The sequence below is a fragment of the Streptomyces sp. NBC_00454 genome, assembly GCF_041434015.1.
Lineage (GTDB): Bacteria > Actinomycetota > Actinomycetes > Streptomycetales > Streptomycetaceae > Streptomyces.
This window is the reverse complement of the sequence record NZ_CP107907.1, coordinates 7311173-7327924: the sequence shown is the minus strand read 5'-3', so window position 1 is coordinate 7327924 and position 16752 is coordinate 7311173. Positions and strand designations below refer to the sequence as shown.

General features: G+C 72.4%; 13 protein-coding genes. 5 read left to right on the top strand and 8 right to left on the bottom strand.

What is annotated here, in order from left to right; genetic code table 11:
* The first annotated feature begins 88 nt into the window (after positions 1-88).
* The 4 genes from OHU74_RS33395 to OHU74_RS33380 all read left to right on the top strand — a co-directional run bounded on the left by OHU74_RS33395 (position 89) and on the right by OHU74_RS33380 (position 4397).
* On the top strand, positions 89-853 hold the full coding sequence (locus OHU74_RS33395; protein WP_371619375.1) for a chain length determinant protein: 765 nt from the start codon (positions 89-91) through the stop codon (positions 851-853).
* Complete coding sequence (locus OHU74_RS33390) at positions 850-2391, top strand: oligosaccharide flippase family protein (RefSeq protein WP_371619374.1); 1542 nt, start codon at positions 850-852, stop codon at positions 2389-2391. The genes OHU74_RS33395 and OHU74_RS33390 overlap by 4 nt, the downstream gene beginning before the upstream one ends.
* 6 nt (positions 2392-2397) lie before the next feature.
* Positions 2398-3522 carry a hypothetical protein gene (locus tag OHU74_RS33385; RefSeq protein ID WP_371619373.1) on the top strand — a complete coding sequence of 375 codons (1125 nt, stop codon included), beginning with the start codon at positions 2398-2400 and terminating at the stop codon, positions 3520-3522.
* Between the two features lie 68 nt (positions 3523-3590).
* Complete coding sequence (locus tag OHU74_RS33380) at positions 3591-4397, top strand: glycosyltransferase family 2 protein (RefSeq protein WP_371619372.1); 807 nt, start codon at positions 3591-3593, stop codon at positions 4395-4397.
* Between the two features lie 58 nt (positions 4398-4455).
* On the opposite strand, the gene OHU74_RS33375 is transcribed toward OHU74_RS33380, so the two are convergent.
* Positions 4456-5433 (bottom strand): glycosyltransferase, encoded by a 978-nt coding sequence (locus tag OHU74_RS33375; protein WP_371619371.1) that lies wholly within the window; start codon positions 5431-5433, stop codon positions 4456-4458.
* A complete protein-coding gene (locus OHU74_RS33370) occupies positions 5379-7409 on the bottom strand; it encodes an O-antigen ligase family protein (RefSeq protein ID WP_371619370.1) in 2031 nt (676 codons plus the stop codon). Before OHU74_RS33370 ends, OHU74_RS33375 begins: the two co-directional genes overlap by 55 nt.
* Before the next feature lie 80 nt (positions 7410-7489).
* On the opposite strand from OHU74_RS33370, the gene OHU74_RS33365 reads away from it, so the two are divergent.
* Positions 7490-8179 carry a hypothetical protein gene (locus OHU74_RS33365; protein ID WP_371619369.1) on the top strand — a complete coding sequence of 230 codons (690 nt, stop codon included), beginning with the start codon at positions 7490-7492 and terminating at the stop codon, positions 8177-8179.
* A gap of 64 nt (positions 8180-8243) precedes the next feature.
* On the opposite strand, the gene OHU74_RS33360 is transcribed toward OHU74_RS33365, so the two are convergent.
* Genes OHU74_RS33360 through OHU74_RS33335 form a run of 6 tightly spaced genes read right to left on the bottom strand, consistent with a single transcriptional unit; the run spans position 8244 to position 16707 of the window.
* Positions 8244-9290: a glycosyltransferase gene (locus OHU74_RS33360; protein ID WP_371619368.1), complete on the bottom strand. Its 1047-nt coding sequence runs from the start codon at positions 9288-9290 to the stop codon at positions 8244-8246.
* Entirely contained in the window at positions 9287-12586 is a 3300-nt protein-coding gene (locus OHU74_RS33355; RefSeq protein WP_371619367.1) for a DUF4082 domain-containing protein, read from the bottom strand. Before OHU74_RS33355 ends, OHU74_RS33360 begins: the two co-directional genes overlap by 4 nt.
* Positions 12587-12612: 26 nt before the next feature.
* Complete coding sequence (locus tag OHU74_RS33350) at positions 12613-13728, bottom strand: DegT/DnrJ/EryC1/StrS family aminotransferase (protein ID WP_371619366.1); 1116 nt, start codon at positions 13726-13728, stop codon at positions 12613-12615.
* Positions 13725-14525, bottom strand: a complete 801-nt coding sequence (locus OHU74_RS33345) for a NeuD/PglB/VioB family sugar acetyltransferase (RefSeq protein ID WP_371619365.1) — start codon at positions 14523-14525, stop codon at positions 13725-13727. Before OHU74_RS33345 ends, OHU74_RS33350 begins: the two co-directional genes overlap by 4 nt.
* Positions 14522-15691, bottom strand: coding sequence for a DegT/DnrJ/EryC1/StrS family aminotransferase (locus OHU74_RS33340; RefSeq protein WP_371619364.1), 1170 nt, complete (start codon positions 15689-15691; stop codon positions 14522-14524). The genes OHU74_RS33345 and OHU74_RS33340 overlap by 4 nt, the downstream gene beginning before the upstream one ends.
* Positions 15688-16707 carry an NAD-dependent epimerase/dehydratase family protein gene (locus OHU74_RS33335; protein ID WP_371619363.1) on the bottom strand — a complete coding sequence of 340 codons (1020 nt, stop codon included), beginning with the start codon at positions 16705-16707 and terminating at the stop codon, positions 15688-15690. The genes OHU74_RS33340 and OHU74_RS33335 overlap by 4 nt, the downstream gene beginning before the upstream one ends.
* Positions 16708-16752 lie beyond the last annotated feature (45 nt).

Here is a 16752-nt window from a genome sequence, read left to right as displayed (position 1 = left end):
GCCCCGCACCACCGCTACAACCGTAATCACCGCACAGACAGGGCGGCGGCGCGTGCAGGACACGACGCCGCCGCGAGGGGGACAGACCATGGATCTCGCGGAGATCTGGCGGGTCATGCGCAGGCGCTGGTACGTGCTGCTGCCCGGACTGCTGCTCACGGCCGGGCTCATCGCGGGCGTGTACCTGCTGGTTCCGGTGGAGTACCGGTCGCAGAGCACGGTGACGCTCCTGAACTCGAAGAAGGCCACGGTGGCCTTCGACGGCAACCCCTTCCTGAGCACCCAGGCGTCGCTCACCGGCATGGCCGACGGCCTGGCCCGCAACCTCAACTCCGACGGCTCCAAGGCCGATCTCAAGGCCCAGGGCCTGACCGGGGTGTACGAGGCGAAGATCGCCGACAACGCCCAGGGCCCCTTCATGTGGCTGAGCGTCACGGGCACCGACCAGGCCGCCGTGCTCAAGTCGGACCAGGTCTTCACGGCCTACGCTGAGAAGCGGCTCCAGGAGTTCCAGGCCCAGCAGTCCGTACAGCCGGAGGCGATGATCCGCATGGCCACGATCGTTCCGCCCCAGAAGCCCGAGGCACAGACCAAGACCCGGATCCAGTACCTCGTCATGGCCGGGGCCCTGGGCTTCGTCCTCAGTCTGGTGGCCACCTTCTTCGTGGAGGCCCGCCGCCGCAAGGCCGACGCTCCCGGGCGGCGCCGGCCCGCCGCGGACGGATCCGACGCGGGCGGCTCCGAGCCGTCCGCCGGCCCCGCCGAGGCGGCCAAGTCCGCCGATCCCACGGCCACGATGGCCCTCACGGTCCTGCCGGCCTCGGCCGCCTACCGCTCCAACGGATCGCCGTGACCGGGCCCGTGACGCAACCCGGTGGCGAGCCCCCGGCCGAACCCCCGGCCGATCCGCCCTCGGCCCAGCCGCCCTCCCTGGGCCGCAAGGTCGGCTCCGCCGCCCGGTGGAGCCTGGTCAACACCGTGGTCATGCGCCTCGGCAACTTCGTCACCGGCATCGTCCTCGCCCGGTTCTTCCTCGGCCCCGAGGCCTGGGGCGTCTACGGGATCGCCCAGACGGTCCTACTGGTCCTGCTCTCCGCGAACGAGCTCGGCGTCTCCCTCGCCATCGTCCGCTGGGAGGGCGACCCGCGCCGCTTCGCCCCGACCGTCCTGACCCTGAGCGCCGCGTCCAGCTGCCTGCTGTACGCCGTCCTCTTCGCGGCGGCCCCCGCGGTGGCCCGGGTCCTCGGCTCCCCCGAGGCCTCCGGCGTCCTGCGGGTGATGTGCGTGTGCGTGGTCCTCGACGGCCTCTCGCAGGTCCCCGCCGGATTCCTCACCCGGGAGTTCGCGCAGGGGCGCCGGATGGCCATCGACGCCCTCAACTTCGTGCTCAGCACGGCGGTGACCCTGCTGCTCGCCGTCCAGGGCTGGGGTGCGATGAGCTTCGCCTGGGGCTCCGTCGCGGGCAACGTGGCCGCTCTCATCGGCTGCTGCCTCGCCGCGCCCGGCACCCTGAGGTTCGGCTGGGACCGGGAGCAGGCCCGCGCCCTGCTCCGCTTCGGGCTCCCGCTGGCCGGGGCCAGCATGCTCGCCCTCGGCGTGGTCAACGTGGACACCATGGTGGTGGGCTCCTCCCTGGACCAACTGGCCCTGGGCTTCTACGTGCTGGCCTTCAACATCTCCGGCTGGCCCGTGCGGATCATCTCCGAGGCGGCCCGCCGCGTCTCCTTCGCCGGGTTCTCCCGGCTGGCAGAGACCCCCGGGGCCCTGGCGAGCGGGTTCGGCCGGGCGCTGGGCGTCGTGATGACCGGCACCGTGCCGCTGTGCGTGCTGCTGGCCGTGCTCGCCGCGCCGATCGTCGAGCTCGTCTACGGTGCCCGCTGGCTCCCGGCGGCCGCCGCGCTGCCCTGGCTGATGGGGCTGGGACTCGTACGCATCGGCTGCGAACTGGCCTACGACTGCCTGGTGGCCATCGGCCGGCGCCGCTCCCTCATCGGGGTCCAGGGGCTGTGGCTGGTGGTCCTGGTCCCGGCACTGGTGATCGGCGCCGGGGCCGGCGGGATCGTCGGGGTGGCCCAGGGGCACGTGCTGGTGGCCGGCGCCGTGGTGGTTCCGGTGTTCCTCTTCGCGCTGCACCGCGGCGGCATCGGCCTGGGATCCCTCGCGCGGGCCTGCGCCTGGCCCTTCCTCGGCGGCGCAGTGATGGCCGCCGTGCTCCTGGGCCTGGAGCGGCTCCTCGGAGACGGGGTGCTCGCCCTGCTCGCGACCGCGATCGCGGGAACCCTGGGCTACGTCCTGTGCGTGCTGCCCAGCCGCTCCTTCCTACGAGGCTCCGTGCCGGCCGCCGCACCCGCGGCCGCCAAGGCGCCCTCCACCGTCCCGGCAAGGGGTTAGAGAGCCATGGCTCGCAACCGCAAGCGTCTCTTAGCCTGGGCGGCGGCCGGGCTCGTCCTGATCGCCGCGCTCGTCATCTACCAGGCCGAGCGGACCGGCACCACCGACACCGGGTCCTGCCCGGACGCCGCCCTCGTGTGCCCCGGCGGCCATCCCGCTCCGGAACCGGAGCCGACCCCCTCGCCGGAGCCGTCCGCCTCGGACAGCCCAAGCCCCTCGGCCGGATCGCCTTCGCCCTCGACTTCGCCCTCGCCGTCCGCCACCCCCTCGCCGGGGAGCAGCGGCAGCGGATCGCCCGCGCCGGGGTCCGCCTGTTCCTCCCCCGGTGCCTGCGGGTTCCCCGATGCCCGGAGCACCGGCCCGCGGATCGCCCTGGAGCGGCACGACACGGGGAACATGTCCGTCAAGACCGACGGGATGGTCATCAAGGGCTGGGACATCCACGGTTCGCTGGACGTCTACGCCGACAACGTCACCGTCATCGACAGCAGGATCACCTCGGCCAACTGGTGGGGAATCAACCTGCGTCCCGGCTTCAAGGGCCTGCGGGTGCTGCACACCACGATCACCGCCGTACCGGGCAAGGGACCCGACAACGGGGGCGTCGACTACGCGGTCTCCAACATGGGCGAAAGCTCGGTCGAGGTCGGCTGGTGCGACGTCTCGGTGTTCGGCAACGCCCTGTCGATGGGCCAGGGCAACCTGCACGACAACTACGTGCACGACATCGCCGCGTTCCGCAATCAGGGCGGCGAGTGGCAGCACACCGACGCGGTCATCAGCGGTGGCGGCAACAAGGGCCGGCTGACCGTGCGCCACAACACCCTGCTCAATTCCGTCGCGGTGGACCGGGGAGCCTCGGCCGCCCTCGGGCTCTTCGCCGACACGGGCTCCGTGTCCTCCGTGACCGTCGACTCCAACTGGCTGGCCGGCGGGGCGTACGCGCTCTACGGCGGCGGCCCCGGGGCCACGGGCATCGAGGTCACGAACAACGTGTTCTCCACCCAGTACCACCCGGGCAGCGGGACCTACGGTCCGGTGGCCGCCTGGAACTCGGGCGGCGCGGGGAACGTGTGGCGCGGCAACCGCATGAGCGACGGGCGCCCCGTCGTGCCCGAGCCCTCCCCTTGAGCGCCGAGAACCGCAGGCCGAAGAGCCGAAGCCCGAGGACGGACCCGTCCGCCGACCGAGAGGACATCATGCGCCGCATCGCCCGCGCCCCCTGGGAGCTGCTCAAGCGGGCCTTCGGCTGGCTGGTGCTCTTCGAGGCCAGGAACAAGCTCCTGCTCGCGCCCTCCGCCGTGCGGCTGCGCCGCTTCGAGGACGCCGAGGCCGCCCGGCTCGCCGCCCTTCTGGGCGAGCCCCCCGCCGCTCTGGTCGCCACCGTGATCGCCACCCACCGGCGCCCGGAGGCGCTGCGCGCGGCGGTGGCCTCCGCCCTGGGCCAGACCGTGGCCGATCAGGTGGTCATCGTCGTGGACGACGGCGCCGGACTGCCGGAACTGCCTTCGGACCCGCGGCTGTTCGCGGTGTCACTGGCCCGCAACACGGCCACGGCCGGAGTGGTGCGCAATGTGGGGATCCGGCTGACCCGGTCGCGGTACGTGGCCTTCCTGGACGACGACAACCTGTGGGAGCCCGACCACCTGGAGCAGGCCCTCGCGGTGCTGGAGGCGCCCGGCGGGCCGGACGCCGTGTACACCGCGCTGCGCAGGGTGCTCCCCGACGGTTCCGAGCGGGACGTCCTGTCGGTGCCCTTCGACCGGCGCCGCGCCGCCCACGAGGCCTTCCTCGACACCAATGCCTTCGTGGCGCGCCGCAGCCGCTCCCTGTACTTCAGCCGGCTGCTGCGCACCCCCGAGGTGCTGCCCCGCGAGGACTGGGAGCTCGTTCGCCGCTACAGCCGGCGCCACGAGGTCCGTCACGTGCCCCGGGCCACCGTCCGCTACCTGGTCAACCCGGAGAGCTTCTACACCGCCTGGGAGGGGCAGAAGCCGTCCGGGTGAGGTTGTCCCGGCCGGGTGTGGTGTGTCCCCGGCCGGGACGCGGCGCCCGGGCCGGGGGTCAGGGCCCCGGTGTGGCGCGCAGCGCGGAGGGGCTGGCCAGGGCCCGGGCGGCCGCGAGGCTGGCGGGCCGGCCGAGGGCGGCTCGGGAGGTCTCGCGCAGCAGGACGGCCGCGCGGAAGGCCGCGGTGGCCGCCGCGCCGTGGCGGCGCCCGTAGAGCCTGACGCGGTTGAGGGTCAGCAGGGTCCACAGGCGCGGCGAGACCTGCGAGTCCCCGCCGAGGTGGACGGCCGAGGCCGCGGGTTCGAGTCTGGTGGCGTAGCCGCGGTCACCTGCGCGGAGGCAGTACTCGGTCTCCTCCGAGTACAGGAAGAACGATTCGTCCCAGGCGCCGCAGGCGTCCAGGCACTCCCGGGAGATGGCCATCAGCGCGCCGGTGGCCCAGTCGGCCACCGTCGCGCGGGCGTAGGCGGACGGATCGGTGACCAGCTCGCTCCAGAGCGGGAAGCGCCCCGCCCGGCGGTTGCCGATGACCGCCTCCCCCAGGGCGCGGGTCACCCGCGACTCCCTGCGCAGCGAGTGCGTGAGCGTGCCGTCCTCCTCGTACAGCAGCGGGACGCTGATCCCGACCCGGCCGCCGCCGTCGCGCCCGTCGAGGGGGGCGCCGAGCGCGTCGACGAGGAGCTTCGCCGCGCCGCGCCGCATCCGGATGTCCGGATTGCACACCAGGGCGGCCCGGAACCCGCCGGGCCGTCCGGCGGCCGCGGCCAGGGCGGCGTTCACCCCGGCGGCGTACCCGGCGTTGCGGCCGGTCTGGACGACCGTGGCGTCCGGGGCCAGCGAGCGGATCAGGTCCACGGTGTCGTCGGCGGAGTCGTTGTCGGCGACGACCAGGTGCCAGTCGGTCCCGGCCATGCCCTCCGGGAGGGAGGCGAGGAACTCCGGTATCACCCGGGCACTGTTCCAGGTGACGACGAGCACGGCTACGGGACCGGTTGCCTGGGACCGGTCCGGCTCGGCTGGGTGACGGGAGGGCATGGTGACTCCACGGTTCGGGGCTTGGGCGCTGCGCGCCGGATGAAGCCGAGGTAACTGCCTCCGGCGGCGATCGTCAGGAAGAACATCCCGGCGAACATCGGGAAGCTGAGGGCGTCGAAGGTGGCGGCGCTGACCAGGGCGACGAGGGCGGACGCGAAGAAGGCCTGGCCGAGCTCCCGGTCGGATTCGTCGGCGGCGAGCCGGCGGATGGCGCCGCCCTGGTGGATTCCGGTGAGGAACAGCGCCAGGAGTGCGACCAGGCCCAGCAGGCCCATCTCGGCCAGGGTCAGCATGTACTGGTTGTCGGTGAAGAAGTAGAGGTCCGGCGTGAAGGTCCCCAGGCCCCGCCCGAACAGCGGGCGCTCCTCCAAGTAGGGCACGATCGCGCTGTACTTGACGGTGCGGGCCTGGGTGCTGCTGTCGGAGTTCGTCAGGAACGAGGCGAACAGGGTGGTGATCGTGCCGATCAGCCCCGGTACGAGGACCTTGAAGACGGCCACGGAGCCCAGCAGCAGGCCGAAGGTGGTCCAGCGGCGCTGCGGCTTCCAGCGCGGCACCATCACCATCACCACGATCAGCGCCCCGATGATGGAGGTGCGCGACACCGTCAGCGGCAGCGAGCCGCCCATCAGCGCCACCGGCGCCCAGCGGCGCCAGGCCTTCAGGTGGCTGCGTACCGGGTCGAAGGCCTGCTGCACCGCGAAGGGCAGGAGCAGCGCGAGCATGCCGCCGAACTCCAGCGGCTGCGCCGTGGTCGACCGGGGCCGGGTGAAGGCGCCCCGGTCCAGCGTGGTGATCTGCGCGACGCTGGACTGGAGCCCGGGGATGCTGATCTTCTCCGCGATGTTCGTGGCGGTGAAGAAGTCGTAGTAGCCGATGGCGGCCACCACCGCCCCCATCACCACGGTCCGGCGCAGCAGTACGTCCAGCCGGGCCCGGTCCTGGATGCCGGCCGAGACCAGCACCACGATCGAGACCCAGACGAGCAGTCCGATGAGCCCCCGGTCCGCCCCGAGCACCTCCTTGTGGGTGGAGCCCCGGGAGGCGTTGGCGAGGTACGAGGCCAGCACGGAGACGGCCAGCAGCCACATCACGACCCTGGGCAGCCGGGTGCCGGGGGCCGCCCGGATCCGGCCGGCCAGCCAGGTGGCCAGGTACCAGAACAGCGCCAGGAGCGCGAAGACGTTGGCCGGGGTGCCGACCCCGCCCAGTCCCGGCAGGGTCAGGTTCGAGGGGATGAAGAAGGCCAGCCCCAGATAGCCCGTGAGCAGGGCCGTGGCGTCCAGCTGACGGGCCCGGGTCCGTCGGCGTACGAGGGCCTTGAACACGCCGGTCCCGCCCGCGGCCTCGGCGGCCTCCCGTCGGCGGCGCCGGGCCGACAGCAGGCTCTCCGCCAGGAAGGAGGCGGTGAAGCCGGCCACCAGACCGGCGATGACCACCGCCAGTACCTGCTGGTACCGGGCCTTGAGCTGCGGCTGGGGGGTCTGCGGCAGGACGACGGGCGCCGTCTGCACGAAGTACGCGGGCTGGATCTTGGCGGCCGTCTGGAGGGCGTTGAGCTGCTCACCGGCGAACGCGGTGAGCGTGCTGGTCTCCTTGAGTACCTTCTCCCGGTCCGTGCCCGTGACGGTTAGGGTGAGCATCGGGCCCGAGGTGTTCGCGGCGAAGCCGACCGTGTAGGGGTCGGTCACCCCGAGCCCTTGGAGGTCCCGCGCCGCGTCGGCCCCCGACAGGGTCCTGATCAGTACGTCGGCGGTGACGACCAGCGAACCGCCCGCGTTCGCGATGGGGTTGCCGAAGGTGGGGGCCAGTTCGGCCACCGCAGTGGAGTCGAGCAGCGCCACCGAGCTCTGGGACTGGTACGAGACCGGCACCGACTCGTACAGCTGAAAGCCGGCGAGGATTCCCACCATCGTCAGGGGCATCATCACGTACCAGCGGCGCCGCAGCACCGTGCCTATCTCACCGATGTTCATGAACGTCCCCCGCGGGCTGCCGGAACCAATGGCGGGTCGACCTGCGTCCTGGGAAGATCGACAGCGACGGAAGGAATCCTGTGTCGCCTGGTGAGTTGTTCCGCGTGCTGCGCCGCCGCTGGTACGTCCTGTTCCTGGCGGCGGCACTCGCGGCCGCCGGGGCCCTGCAGGTGGTCCACCCCACACGGACCTACGTGAGTGCGGCGATCGTGGTGCTCAAGCCGCCGGTCACCGGCAACCAGCCCAACCAGTTCGCCAATCTCCAGCCGCCGCTCGCCGCCGTCTCCCTCGCGGCGATCGAGCAGCTCGGCTCCCCGGACGGGGACGCCGAGTTGCGGGCCGGCGGGGTGGTGGGGAAGTACCGGTTGATCCCCCGCAACAGTGGAACCAGCGTCACCCCCCGCTACCTGATCCCCTCGCTCCAGGTCCAGGTGGAGCACACGGATCCCGCCGTGGCGAACCGGTCCGTGCTCAAGGTCGTCGAGGCCTACCGCAAGCACCTGACGGACATGCAGAACGAGCAGCGGATCCCGGCCGAGGCGCGGATGAGCGTGACCCTGCTGGTCCCGCCGTCGGCCACCCCGCTGATGCCGGAGAAGAGCCGCGGCCTGGCCGGGACGGCGCTGCTGGCCGGGGTCTGCGGGGTCGCCTGCGCGCTGTGGACGGATCAGCTCCTGGCACGCCGGAACCGGCGCCGGCGCGAGAGCGCCGACACCGGTCCGGGAGATGCGGCCACAGAGCGGATGCCGGTGGCCGCGACGGCCCGCTGAGTCCGCGGGCCGGTCGAACTGGTGGTGCTGGTAGTGCTGGTGGTGCTGGTGCTTCATCGAATCCCTATATCCCTCGGCGTTTCCAGGAGCGCCACCACAGCCACTCGCGCCCCCGGTCGGCTACGGCCGAGAGCACCAGCGGCTGGAGGTAGGGCATCGCGCGGGCCCCGATCCGCCGGCGCCTGCGCAGGGCCCCGTACTCGGCGAGCGAGGTGTAGTCCGCCACGCACTCGGCGGCGAACGCCTCCAGTTCCTCGACCGGCACCACCCCGGTGCGCCCCCGGTCGTAGGCCCGGTAGGCGCGCCGCAGCGCGTACCGGGCCAGCCGGGTCCGCGCCAGGACCGACAGCCGGGCGGCCTCCGGGAGCAGCCCGCCGCACTTCTCCAGGACCGAGTCGAAGGCGACGAGGCGCTGGCGCAGGTCGTCGAGCTGTCCGCCGAAGTCCGTGGTGGACATGTTGTTGCCGTGGACCCGGTAGAAGGCCTGGTCGGCCCCGCTGACGTAGCCCACGTCGGCGTGCGCCGCGAGCCTCATCCACATCTCGATGTCCCCGGCGTGCGGGAGCTCCGGGTCGTATCCTCCGACCTTGCGCTGGAGGCTGGTGCGGACGACCACCTCGGGCGAGGTGATGCACCCGGTGCCCTCGCGGAAGCGCCGCTCCAGCCACCAGCGGCCGGGGTAGACCACCGAACCGGTACTGCGGGTCCGGGCCTGGGGAAGCGGCCCGCCGTGCTGGAACCGCAGCGGCCTGCCGTAGGCGAAGCCGGCCTCGGGATGGGCGTCGAGCAGGCCCGCGGCGCGCACCAGGGCTCCGGGGACCAGCCGGTCGTCGGCCGAGAGCAGGGCCACGTAGTCCCCGTCGGCCCATTCCAGCAGGCCTTCGTTGTAGGTGGCGATGTGGCCCTGGTTCTTCTCGTGGACCCGGACCTCGATCCGGGGGTCGGCGGCCGCCAGCGCCCTGGCGACTTCCGCGGAGTCGTCCGGGGAGGCGTCGTCGATGATCAGGACGCGGACGTCCACGCCCTCCTGCTCGTCGAGGACGCTTCTGACGCAGTCGGCGAGGAAGTGCCCGTATTTGTAGCAGGGGATGACCACGCTGACGGTGCTCACTGGGTGGGCACCTCCGTCGCGGCCTGTGCGTCGAGGGCGGCCGGCGCGGTGGTGGTGAAGACCGGGCCGACCCAGTAGTTCACCGAGCCGAAGGTGTTGTTGGGGAAGGCCGCGGAAGCGCCGTACTTGTAGAGGCCGTTGGCCCCGCCGGTGCCGTCGGCCGGAGCCACCAGCGGATAGGAGCGGTGGGCCGCAGTGAAGTAGCCGCCGTCCACCGAGTACTTGCCGTTCGGCGCGTGGTAGGAGGCCACGTAGCCGGTGTTCGCCGTGATGGCGACCGGGGTGGTGAAGTGGAGCTGCTGCCAGCCGGAGAGGGTCTCGCTGCCGAAGGTGCCGGTGGCCAGGAGCGTGCCGTCCGCCTTCCACAGGCTGCCGGTGTGCGTGCCGGTGTTCCCGGGGCCCTTGTAGAAGGTGATGCCGGTGACGTAGCCGTCGATCGTGGACTCGAAGCGGGTGCCCAGTTCAACGGAGTTGGTGTCGTCGCCGACGTTGGCGGTGGAGGGCTCGGCGGTGGGACCCCACAAGGTGCAGGGACAGTTCACCGCGGGCGGGCTCGTACTGGTGGTGAAGGTCCAGGTGACGGGCGCCGCCATGGTGTTGCCCCACAGGTCGGCGGCCTGCACCGACGCCGTGTAGGTGGTGTTGAGCCCCAGTTCGGTGGAGGGGGTGAAGGTGGCGCTGTTCGAAGCGGTGAGCACCTTGGTTCCGGGGACGGTGGCGCCGCCCGGGTCCTTCAGCGTGAACACGAGCTCGTCCGCGTCAACCGCCGCGTTGAAGGTGGCCTTCACCGAGGCCGTGATCGCGGTGCCGGTGGCCGCCGACTGCGGGCTGGTGGAGGTGACGGTGGGCGGGGCCGTGCTCGCGGTGGCGGTGTCCAGGACCGCGTCCACCCAGTAGTTGCTGCCCGAGGAGGCGGTGGACGGGAATCCGCCCGTGGCGCTGTAGCGGTACACGCCGTTGCCGCCGTCGGTTCCGCTGCGCAGGGCCGTCAGCGGGGCGAGGCCCGCGTCGGACGAGGCGAAGGTGTTGTCGTAGGAGTACCCGCCGCCCGGGGCGAAGTAGGAGGCGATGTAGGTGGTGTTGGCCTTGACCGGCACCGGGGTGGAGAAGTTCAGCTGCTGCCAGCCGGACGCCGTCTCGTTGGTGAAGGTTCCGGTGGCCAGCCGCTGGCCGGTGCTGCTCCACAGGCTGCCCGTGTGGGTGCCGGTGTTGGCCGGGGACTTGTAGAAGCGGATGCCGGTGATCGACCCGGGGGCCGAGGAGCGGATCTTGACGCCGAGCTCGACGGCGCTGCCGTCACCGGCGTTGACGGTGCCGGGCACGGCCGCGGCCGGCCAGACGGTGCAGGGGCACTGCTGGGGTCCCACGGTCAGCGGCACGGTGGTGGTGGCGCCGATGTTGACGCTGTCGTCCACCGCGCGGACCTTGATCTGCACGGATCCGGGGGCGGTCGGGGTCCAGGTGTAGCTCCAGGAACCGACGCCGGTGGCCGCCTTCCAGGTGGTGCCGCCGTCGGTGGAGACCTCCACGCGGGCCACCACGCCGCCGCCGCTGTCGCTCGCCGTGCCGGTGACGGTCACCGGGCGCAGTGCGGGGACGGTGGCGTTCGCCGCGGGGCTGGTCACGGTGACGGACGGGCCGGTCGTGTCGGTGGAGGCCGTGGAGGCGACCAGGTCGCTCTGCAGGGACTTGGGCTGGACGCCCATGTCGGCGAACACGTTCACCGTCGCCTGCTGCATCCGCTTGTCGGCGGTGACCACGGTGTTGCCGGGGTCACCGGTCGGCATGTTGGTCAGGCCCCAGGACCACTGCACGGTGCCGGCGCCGAAGACCAGGGCGTGCGAGGTCTGGTCCCGGAAGGCGAGCAGGCTGTGCTTGGCGGTGCCGTTGCCGTAGGTGTTGCCGTAGTCGAGCCGGAGCTTGCCGTCGTTGATGTCCACCGTGGTGGACGACATGGCGATCTGTCCCGGCGGGCGCGCCGCGTCCTCCACGTCGCTGTCCCACTCGTAGCCGAGCGTGCCGACCGGGAAGGTGGCGGTCTGGGAGGGGGTCAGGTTCGCGACGGTGGTGTTGCGCCACAGCCGCATCTTGGCGAAGGATCCGGGCACGGTGATCGCGTCGCTCCGGTAGCCGTTCACGCTGAACAGCGAGCCCGTCACCTGGTTCTGCGGCTGGTAGGGCCGCCCGTTCGTGGAGCTGGCCGGGTCCATGAAGGTGCCGGTCCAGATCCCGCTCGGGTCGGGGATGCCGTTGGGCTGGGGGAAGGAGAGCTTGGTCTCCTTGTAGGAGACCAGCGTCCGGTTGGCGGTGTTGGCTCCGTCGATGCTGGGGGCCAGGCGGGTCTTCCAGAAGACCTCGTTGCCGCTGAAGTAGGTCTGGTTGACCCCCGCGTGACGGGCGTTCAGGGCGTTGGTGAACTGGTCCTGGGTCCAGTACTCGTCGTGCCCGGAGGACATGAAGACCTTGTGGTTCTGGAGCTGGGTGGCGCCCCGGGTCGACATGTCGATGCCGGACATGTAGCTGAGGTCGTACCCGTTGCGCTCCAGCCAGGAGATCATCTGGAACTCGGACCCGTAGATCCCGTTCTCCCCGCCGATGTCCATCGGCCGGTTGTAACTGACCTCGTACGCGCGGCCGTCGGGCGCCGGGCCGGTGCCGCCGTACAGGTCCTGGCCGCCGTAGTCGTTGTACGCCTGCCAGGTCTGGTCGCTGGTCTGCACGACGATGTCGGAGTGGCTGGAGTCGTTGCGGACGACGAACGGGTAGGGCATCACGCCGTTGCCGTCCGCCTGGTCGAAGTTGGCGACGTACAGGCCGGAGACCGCGTCCGGGGGAACGGTCCACGACGCCGTGACCGGCCAGTTGCCGCAGTCGACCAGGCCGGTGGCGGCCTTGGTGGTGCAGCTGCGCGGGTTGCCGCCCGGCTGGAAGTTCGCCGGGTAGGTCTGGGCCGCCTGCGCCGGGGTGGACAGCATCCGGGCCCCGTCGCCCCCGTAGTAGCCCAGCCGGTAGACCGACACCTTGTACGGGGTCGGCGACTGGACCTTGAACTGCACGGTGTCGCCCGTCTGGACGCTCATCTGGGCGCTGAAGCCCTTGATGTCACCGTAGGCGCTCGGTGCGAACCAGTCGGACATCGGCGTGCCCGCTTTGGAGTTCTCGCACACGATCGCGTTCGTGCCGGGACCGCAGGGGTCCACCGCACCCGCCACCGCGGCAGGAGGTAAGACCGTGGCCATCAGAGCCACGATGGCGGTGAAGAGTCCGTATCGGAGCAGCCTTGTCCGTCTGTTCATCTGTACCTTCTTCTGCGTCTCTTGCGTCAGCGCAGGGCGTCGGTGAGCGCTTCCACGACCCGCTGCTGTTGAGCGGGCGTGATCTGGGGGAAGAGCGGGAGGGACAGCATCCGGTCCGCGGCCAGTTCGGCGTGCGGGAAGTCCCCCCGCCCGTGTCCGAGGTGGGCGAAGGCCCCGGTGAGGTGGACGGGGGCCGGGTAGTGCACGCCCGCGCCGATGCCCTCCGCATTGAGCTTGCCCACGACCGCGTCGCGGTCGGCCGCGCCGACCCGGACGACGTACAGGTGCCAGACGTGGACGTTGTCCTGCGCCGTGGCCGGCAGGGTCAGGCGTCCGGCGGCGGCCAGGTCGGCCAGCAGCTCGTCGTAGCGGGCGGCCGCGGCGCGGCGGGCCGCGTTCCCCTCGGCCAGCCGGGCCAGCTTGGCCCGCAGCACCACGGCCTGGAGCCCGTCGAGGCGGCTGTTGAACCCGGCCACGTCGTGGCGGTACTTGGCGGTGCCGCCGTGGTTGGCGAGCGCCCGCACCAACTCCGCGGTCTCCTCGTCGTCGGTCACCACCGCGCCCGCGTCCCCGTACGCGCCCAGGTTCTTGCCCGGGTAGAAGCTGGTCGCGGCGATCTGGCCGCTGCCGGGAGAACGTCCGGCGCGGGTGGCGCCCTGGCTCTGGGCGGCGTCCTCCACGACCCGGGCGTGCGGGGGCAGGGCGGCGGCCAGCCCCGCGGCGTCGGCGCACTGTCCGTACAGGTGGACCGGGACCACCGCCCGGGTCGCCTTCCCGACCGCGTCCAGGGCGGCCTGCGGGTCGATCAGCAAGGTGTCGGGGTCGCAGTCCACCAGGACCGGCCGTGCTCCGATGCGGGCGACGGCCCCGGCGGTGGCGATGAACGTGTTGGCGGGCAGGACCACTTCGTCCCCGACGCCCACTCCCACGGCGCGCAGGGCCAGTTCGAGCGCGTCGGTGCCGTTGGCCACGCCGACGCAGTGGCCGGTCCCGGCGAAGGCCGCGTACTCGCGCTCGAAGGCGCGCACCTCCTCGCCGCCTATGAAGGCGGTGCCGGCCAGTACCCGGTCGAATCCGGCGCGTATCTCATCGGCGACCTCGGCGTGCGCCGCCTTGAGGTCGACGAGCGGTATCTGGTTCATCGGGTTGTGCTCCCCATCCGTGTCTCCGGCCTGCGGCCGGACTCCAAGACATCGGCCCGCAGCTCGTCGAGCGCCGGGCCACCGGCCTCGCGCAGCCGGCGGGCCGGGCTTCCCGCCCACACCTCGCCGGGCGGCACGTCGGCCAGGACCGTGCTTCCCATCCCGGTCAGCGACCAGGCGCCGACCGTGGTGTACTCCCGCACCAGCGCGCCCGCGCCCACGTACGCGCCCCTGCCCAGGCGCACCCCGCCGCCGAGGCGGACCCCGGAGGCGAGGGTCGCGAAGTCTTCGACCGTGTCGTCGTGGGTGAGGACCGCGTGCGGCATGACCGCCACGTGGGCCCCTACGCGTACCGCCGCCGTCAGCACGCAGTGCGCGAGCAGCACCGAGCCCGCGCCGAGCTCCGAGGATCCGGAGACCGACGCGGTCGGGTGGACCACCGTCGCGTAGCGGGTTTCGGGCAGCGCGAGGCGGCGTACCAGCCGGGCCCGTACCGCGTAGTCGCGCGGACTGCCCACGCAGACCACCACCCGGGCGGCCGGGCGGCTGTGCACCAGGTCGCAGCCGCCCAGCACCTCCACGCCGTCCACGTCCCGGCCGTGCAGGGCCGGGTTGTCGTCCAGGTGTCCGGCCAGCCGCCAGCGCGGTACGCGGCCGCCCGCCAGGTCGGCGGCGGCCGCGTCCCGTACGGCCTGGGCCGCCTCGCGGGCGAATCCGCCCGCGCCGACGACCAGCAGGTCCTCGGTGGCCGCAGTGGCCCCGGCCGCTCCGGCGCCTCTGGTGCGGGGCCCGCTCATCCGGCGGCCTGTTCGCGCAGCACCGTCACCACCCGGTCCTGCTGGTCCTGCGTCATCGTGTGGAACAGCGGCAGGATCAGCGAGTCCCGGCTGATCCGCTCGGTCACCGGCAGCGGCGCCGCCCCGTGTCCGGCGTACGCCGGCTCCAGGTGCGAGGCCATGATCCCGCGCCGGGCCGAGACCCCGGCTTCGGCCAGCACCGCGAGCAGTTCGTCCCGGCCGACGGGGAACTCCTCGGTGAGCAGCACCCAGTACGACTGGAAGTTGCCCTCGCCGTGAGCGGGGTCCCGCACCGGGCGCAGGCCCGCGATCCCGGCGAGCAGCCGCGTGTACCGGGCGGCGAGCTTGCGGCGGCGGGCCACGATCTCGTCCAGCTTGCTCAGCTGCACCAGGCCGACCGCGGCCTGGATGTCGGTCATCCGGTAGTTGTAGCCGACCTCCAGATAGCTCTCGGCGATCGGCTTGCTGCTCGCGTGCCGCTGCGCCGCGGACACGTTCATGCCGTGCTCGCGCAGCCTGCGCAGCCGCTCGGCCCACTGGGCGTCGTCGGTGGTCACCATGCCGCCCTCGCCGGTGGTGATCACCTTGCGGGGGTGGAAGGACCAGGCGGCGATCAGGGCTCCCTGGCCGACGGACTTGCCGCCCACGGTGGCGCCGATCCCGCAGGCCGCGTCCTCCACCAGCGGGAGGCCCCAGTCGGCGCAGGCCGCGCGCAGCGCGTGCACGTCGGCCGGCACGCCGCCCTGGTGGACGGCGAGCACCGCCTTGGTGCGCGGGGTGCGCACCGCGTCCACGGTGGCCGGGGTGAGGTTCCCGGTGGCCTCCTCCACGTCCGCGAAGACGGGGTGGGCCCCTACGTAGCGCACCGCGTTGGCGGTGGCGATGAAGGAGAGCGAGGGGACGACCACCTCGTCGCCCGGACCGAGGTCCAGGGCGATCAGGGCCAGGTGCAGGGCGGTGGTGCAGGAGCTGACGGCGATGCCGTGCTCGGCGCCCACCCGGTCGGCGAAGGCCCGCTCGAACTCCGCGACCCTGGGGCCCTGGGCCACCCAGCCGGAGAGGACCGCGTCGCCGGCGGCCTTCGCCTCCTCCTCGCCGAGCCACGGGATCATGACGGGGATGCGGGCGGGGACGTCCTGCCCGGCGGCGGTGTCCCGCGCGCTCATCGGCCGGTTCCCTCGGCCGCGGCGGCGCGCGTGGCGGCCGCGGCCGCGTCGGCCGCGCGCTCGGCCCGCCACCAGTCCACCAGGTCGCGCAGCCCGGTGCGCAGGTCGATCCCGGCGGTGAACCCGAGGCGCTGCGCGGCCTGCGAGGTGTCCGCGAGCCGGCGGGTCACCCCGTTGACCGTGCGGGCCGGCCCGTGCTCCGGGACCAGGCCCTGCGCGCCCATGGCCTCCAGCAGGCCGTTGGCGAGGCCGAGCAGACTGGTCTCGGACCCGCTCGCGATGTTGAACACCTCGTCGGTCAGGTCCGATTCGGCGGCCAGCAGGTTGGCGCGGGCGATGTCCCTGACGTCGACGAAGTCCATGGTCTGGGTGCCGTCGCCGAGGATCAGCGGCGGTTCGCCGTCGGCGATCCGCTCCATCCACCGGATGAGCACCTCGGTGTACAGCCCGTGGATGTCCATCCGGGGGCCGTACACGTTGAAGTAGCGCAGCGCGACGTAGTCCAGCCCGTACATGGAGTGGAAGCTGCGCAGCACCGCTTCGTTGAAGGCCTTCGCGGCCCCGTAGAAGGTGTCGTTGTTGTACGGGTGGTGGCGCTCGGTGGTCGGGAAGGACTCCGCGAGCCCGTAGACGGACGCCGAGGAGGAGGCGATGACCTTGCCCACCCCGGCGGCGGCCGCGGCCTCCAGCACGTTGAAGGTGCCGTCGACCATCACCTCGTTGGCCAGCCGCGGCTCCGCCGCGCACTGGGTGATCCGGATGGCCGCCAGGTGGAAGACCAGGTCGGCGCCCTCGGTCACCTTGTGCACCGTGGCCGCGTCCCGTATGTCGCCCTCGACCAGGTCGACCAGGCCGCTCGGCAGGGCCCGCGCCAGGTTGGCGGTGCGCCCCCGCACGAAGTTGTCGAGCACGACGATCTCGCGCGCCCCGTTGTCCACCAGCAGGTCGACCAGGTGGGAGCCGATCGTGCCCGCTCCGCCGGTGACCAGAATCTTCTTGCCTCGTACGCTGCTCAACGCCCTGCCCCTACTGAGTCGGTCATGGTGTTCCCTGCTGCGCCC

Excerpts from the sequence above, each read along its gene's own strand:
- OHU74_RS33395 (WP_371619375.1), top strand. The coding sequence starts at position 89 with ATGGATCTCGCGGAGATCTGGCGGGTCATGCGCAGGCGCTGGTACGTG.
- OHU74_RS33385 (WP_371619373.1), top strand. The coding sequence starts at position 2,398 with ATGGCTCGCAACCGCAAGCGTCTCTTAGCCTGGGCGGCGGCCGGGCTC.
- OHU74_RS33380 (WP_371619372.1), top strand. The coding sequence starts at position 3,591 with ATGCGCCGCATCGCCCGCGCCCCCTGGGAGCTGCTCAAGCGGGCCTTC.
- OHU74_RS33375 (WP_371619371.1), bottom strand. The coding sequence starts at position 5,433 with ATGCCCTCCCGTCACCCAGCCGAGCCGGACCGGTCCCAGGCAACCGGT.
- OHU74_RS33370 (WP_371619370.1), bottom strand. The coding sequence starts at position 7,409 with ATGAACATCGGTGAGATAGGCACGGTGCTGCGGCGCCGCTGGTACGTG.
- OHU74_RS33355 (WP_371619367.1), bottom strand. The coding sequence starts at position 12,586 with ATGAACAGACGGACAAGGCTGCTCCGATACGGACTCTTCACCGCCATC.
- OHU74_RS33350 (WP_371619366.1), bottom strand. The coding sequence starts at position 13,728 with ATGAACCAGATACCGCTCGTCGACCTCAAGGCGGCGCACGCCGAGGTC.
- OHU74_RS33345 (WP_371619365.1), bottom strand. The coding sequence starts at position 14,525 with ATGAGCGGGCCCCGCACCAGAGGCGCCGGAGCGGCCGGGGCCACTGCG.
- OHU74_RS33340 (WP_371619364.1), bottom strand. The coding sequence starts at position 15,691 with ATGAGCGCGCGGGACACCGCCGCCGGGCAGGACGTCCCCGCCCGCATC.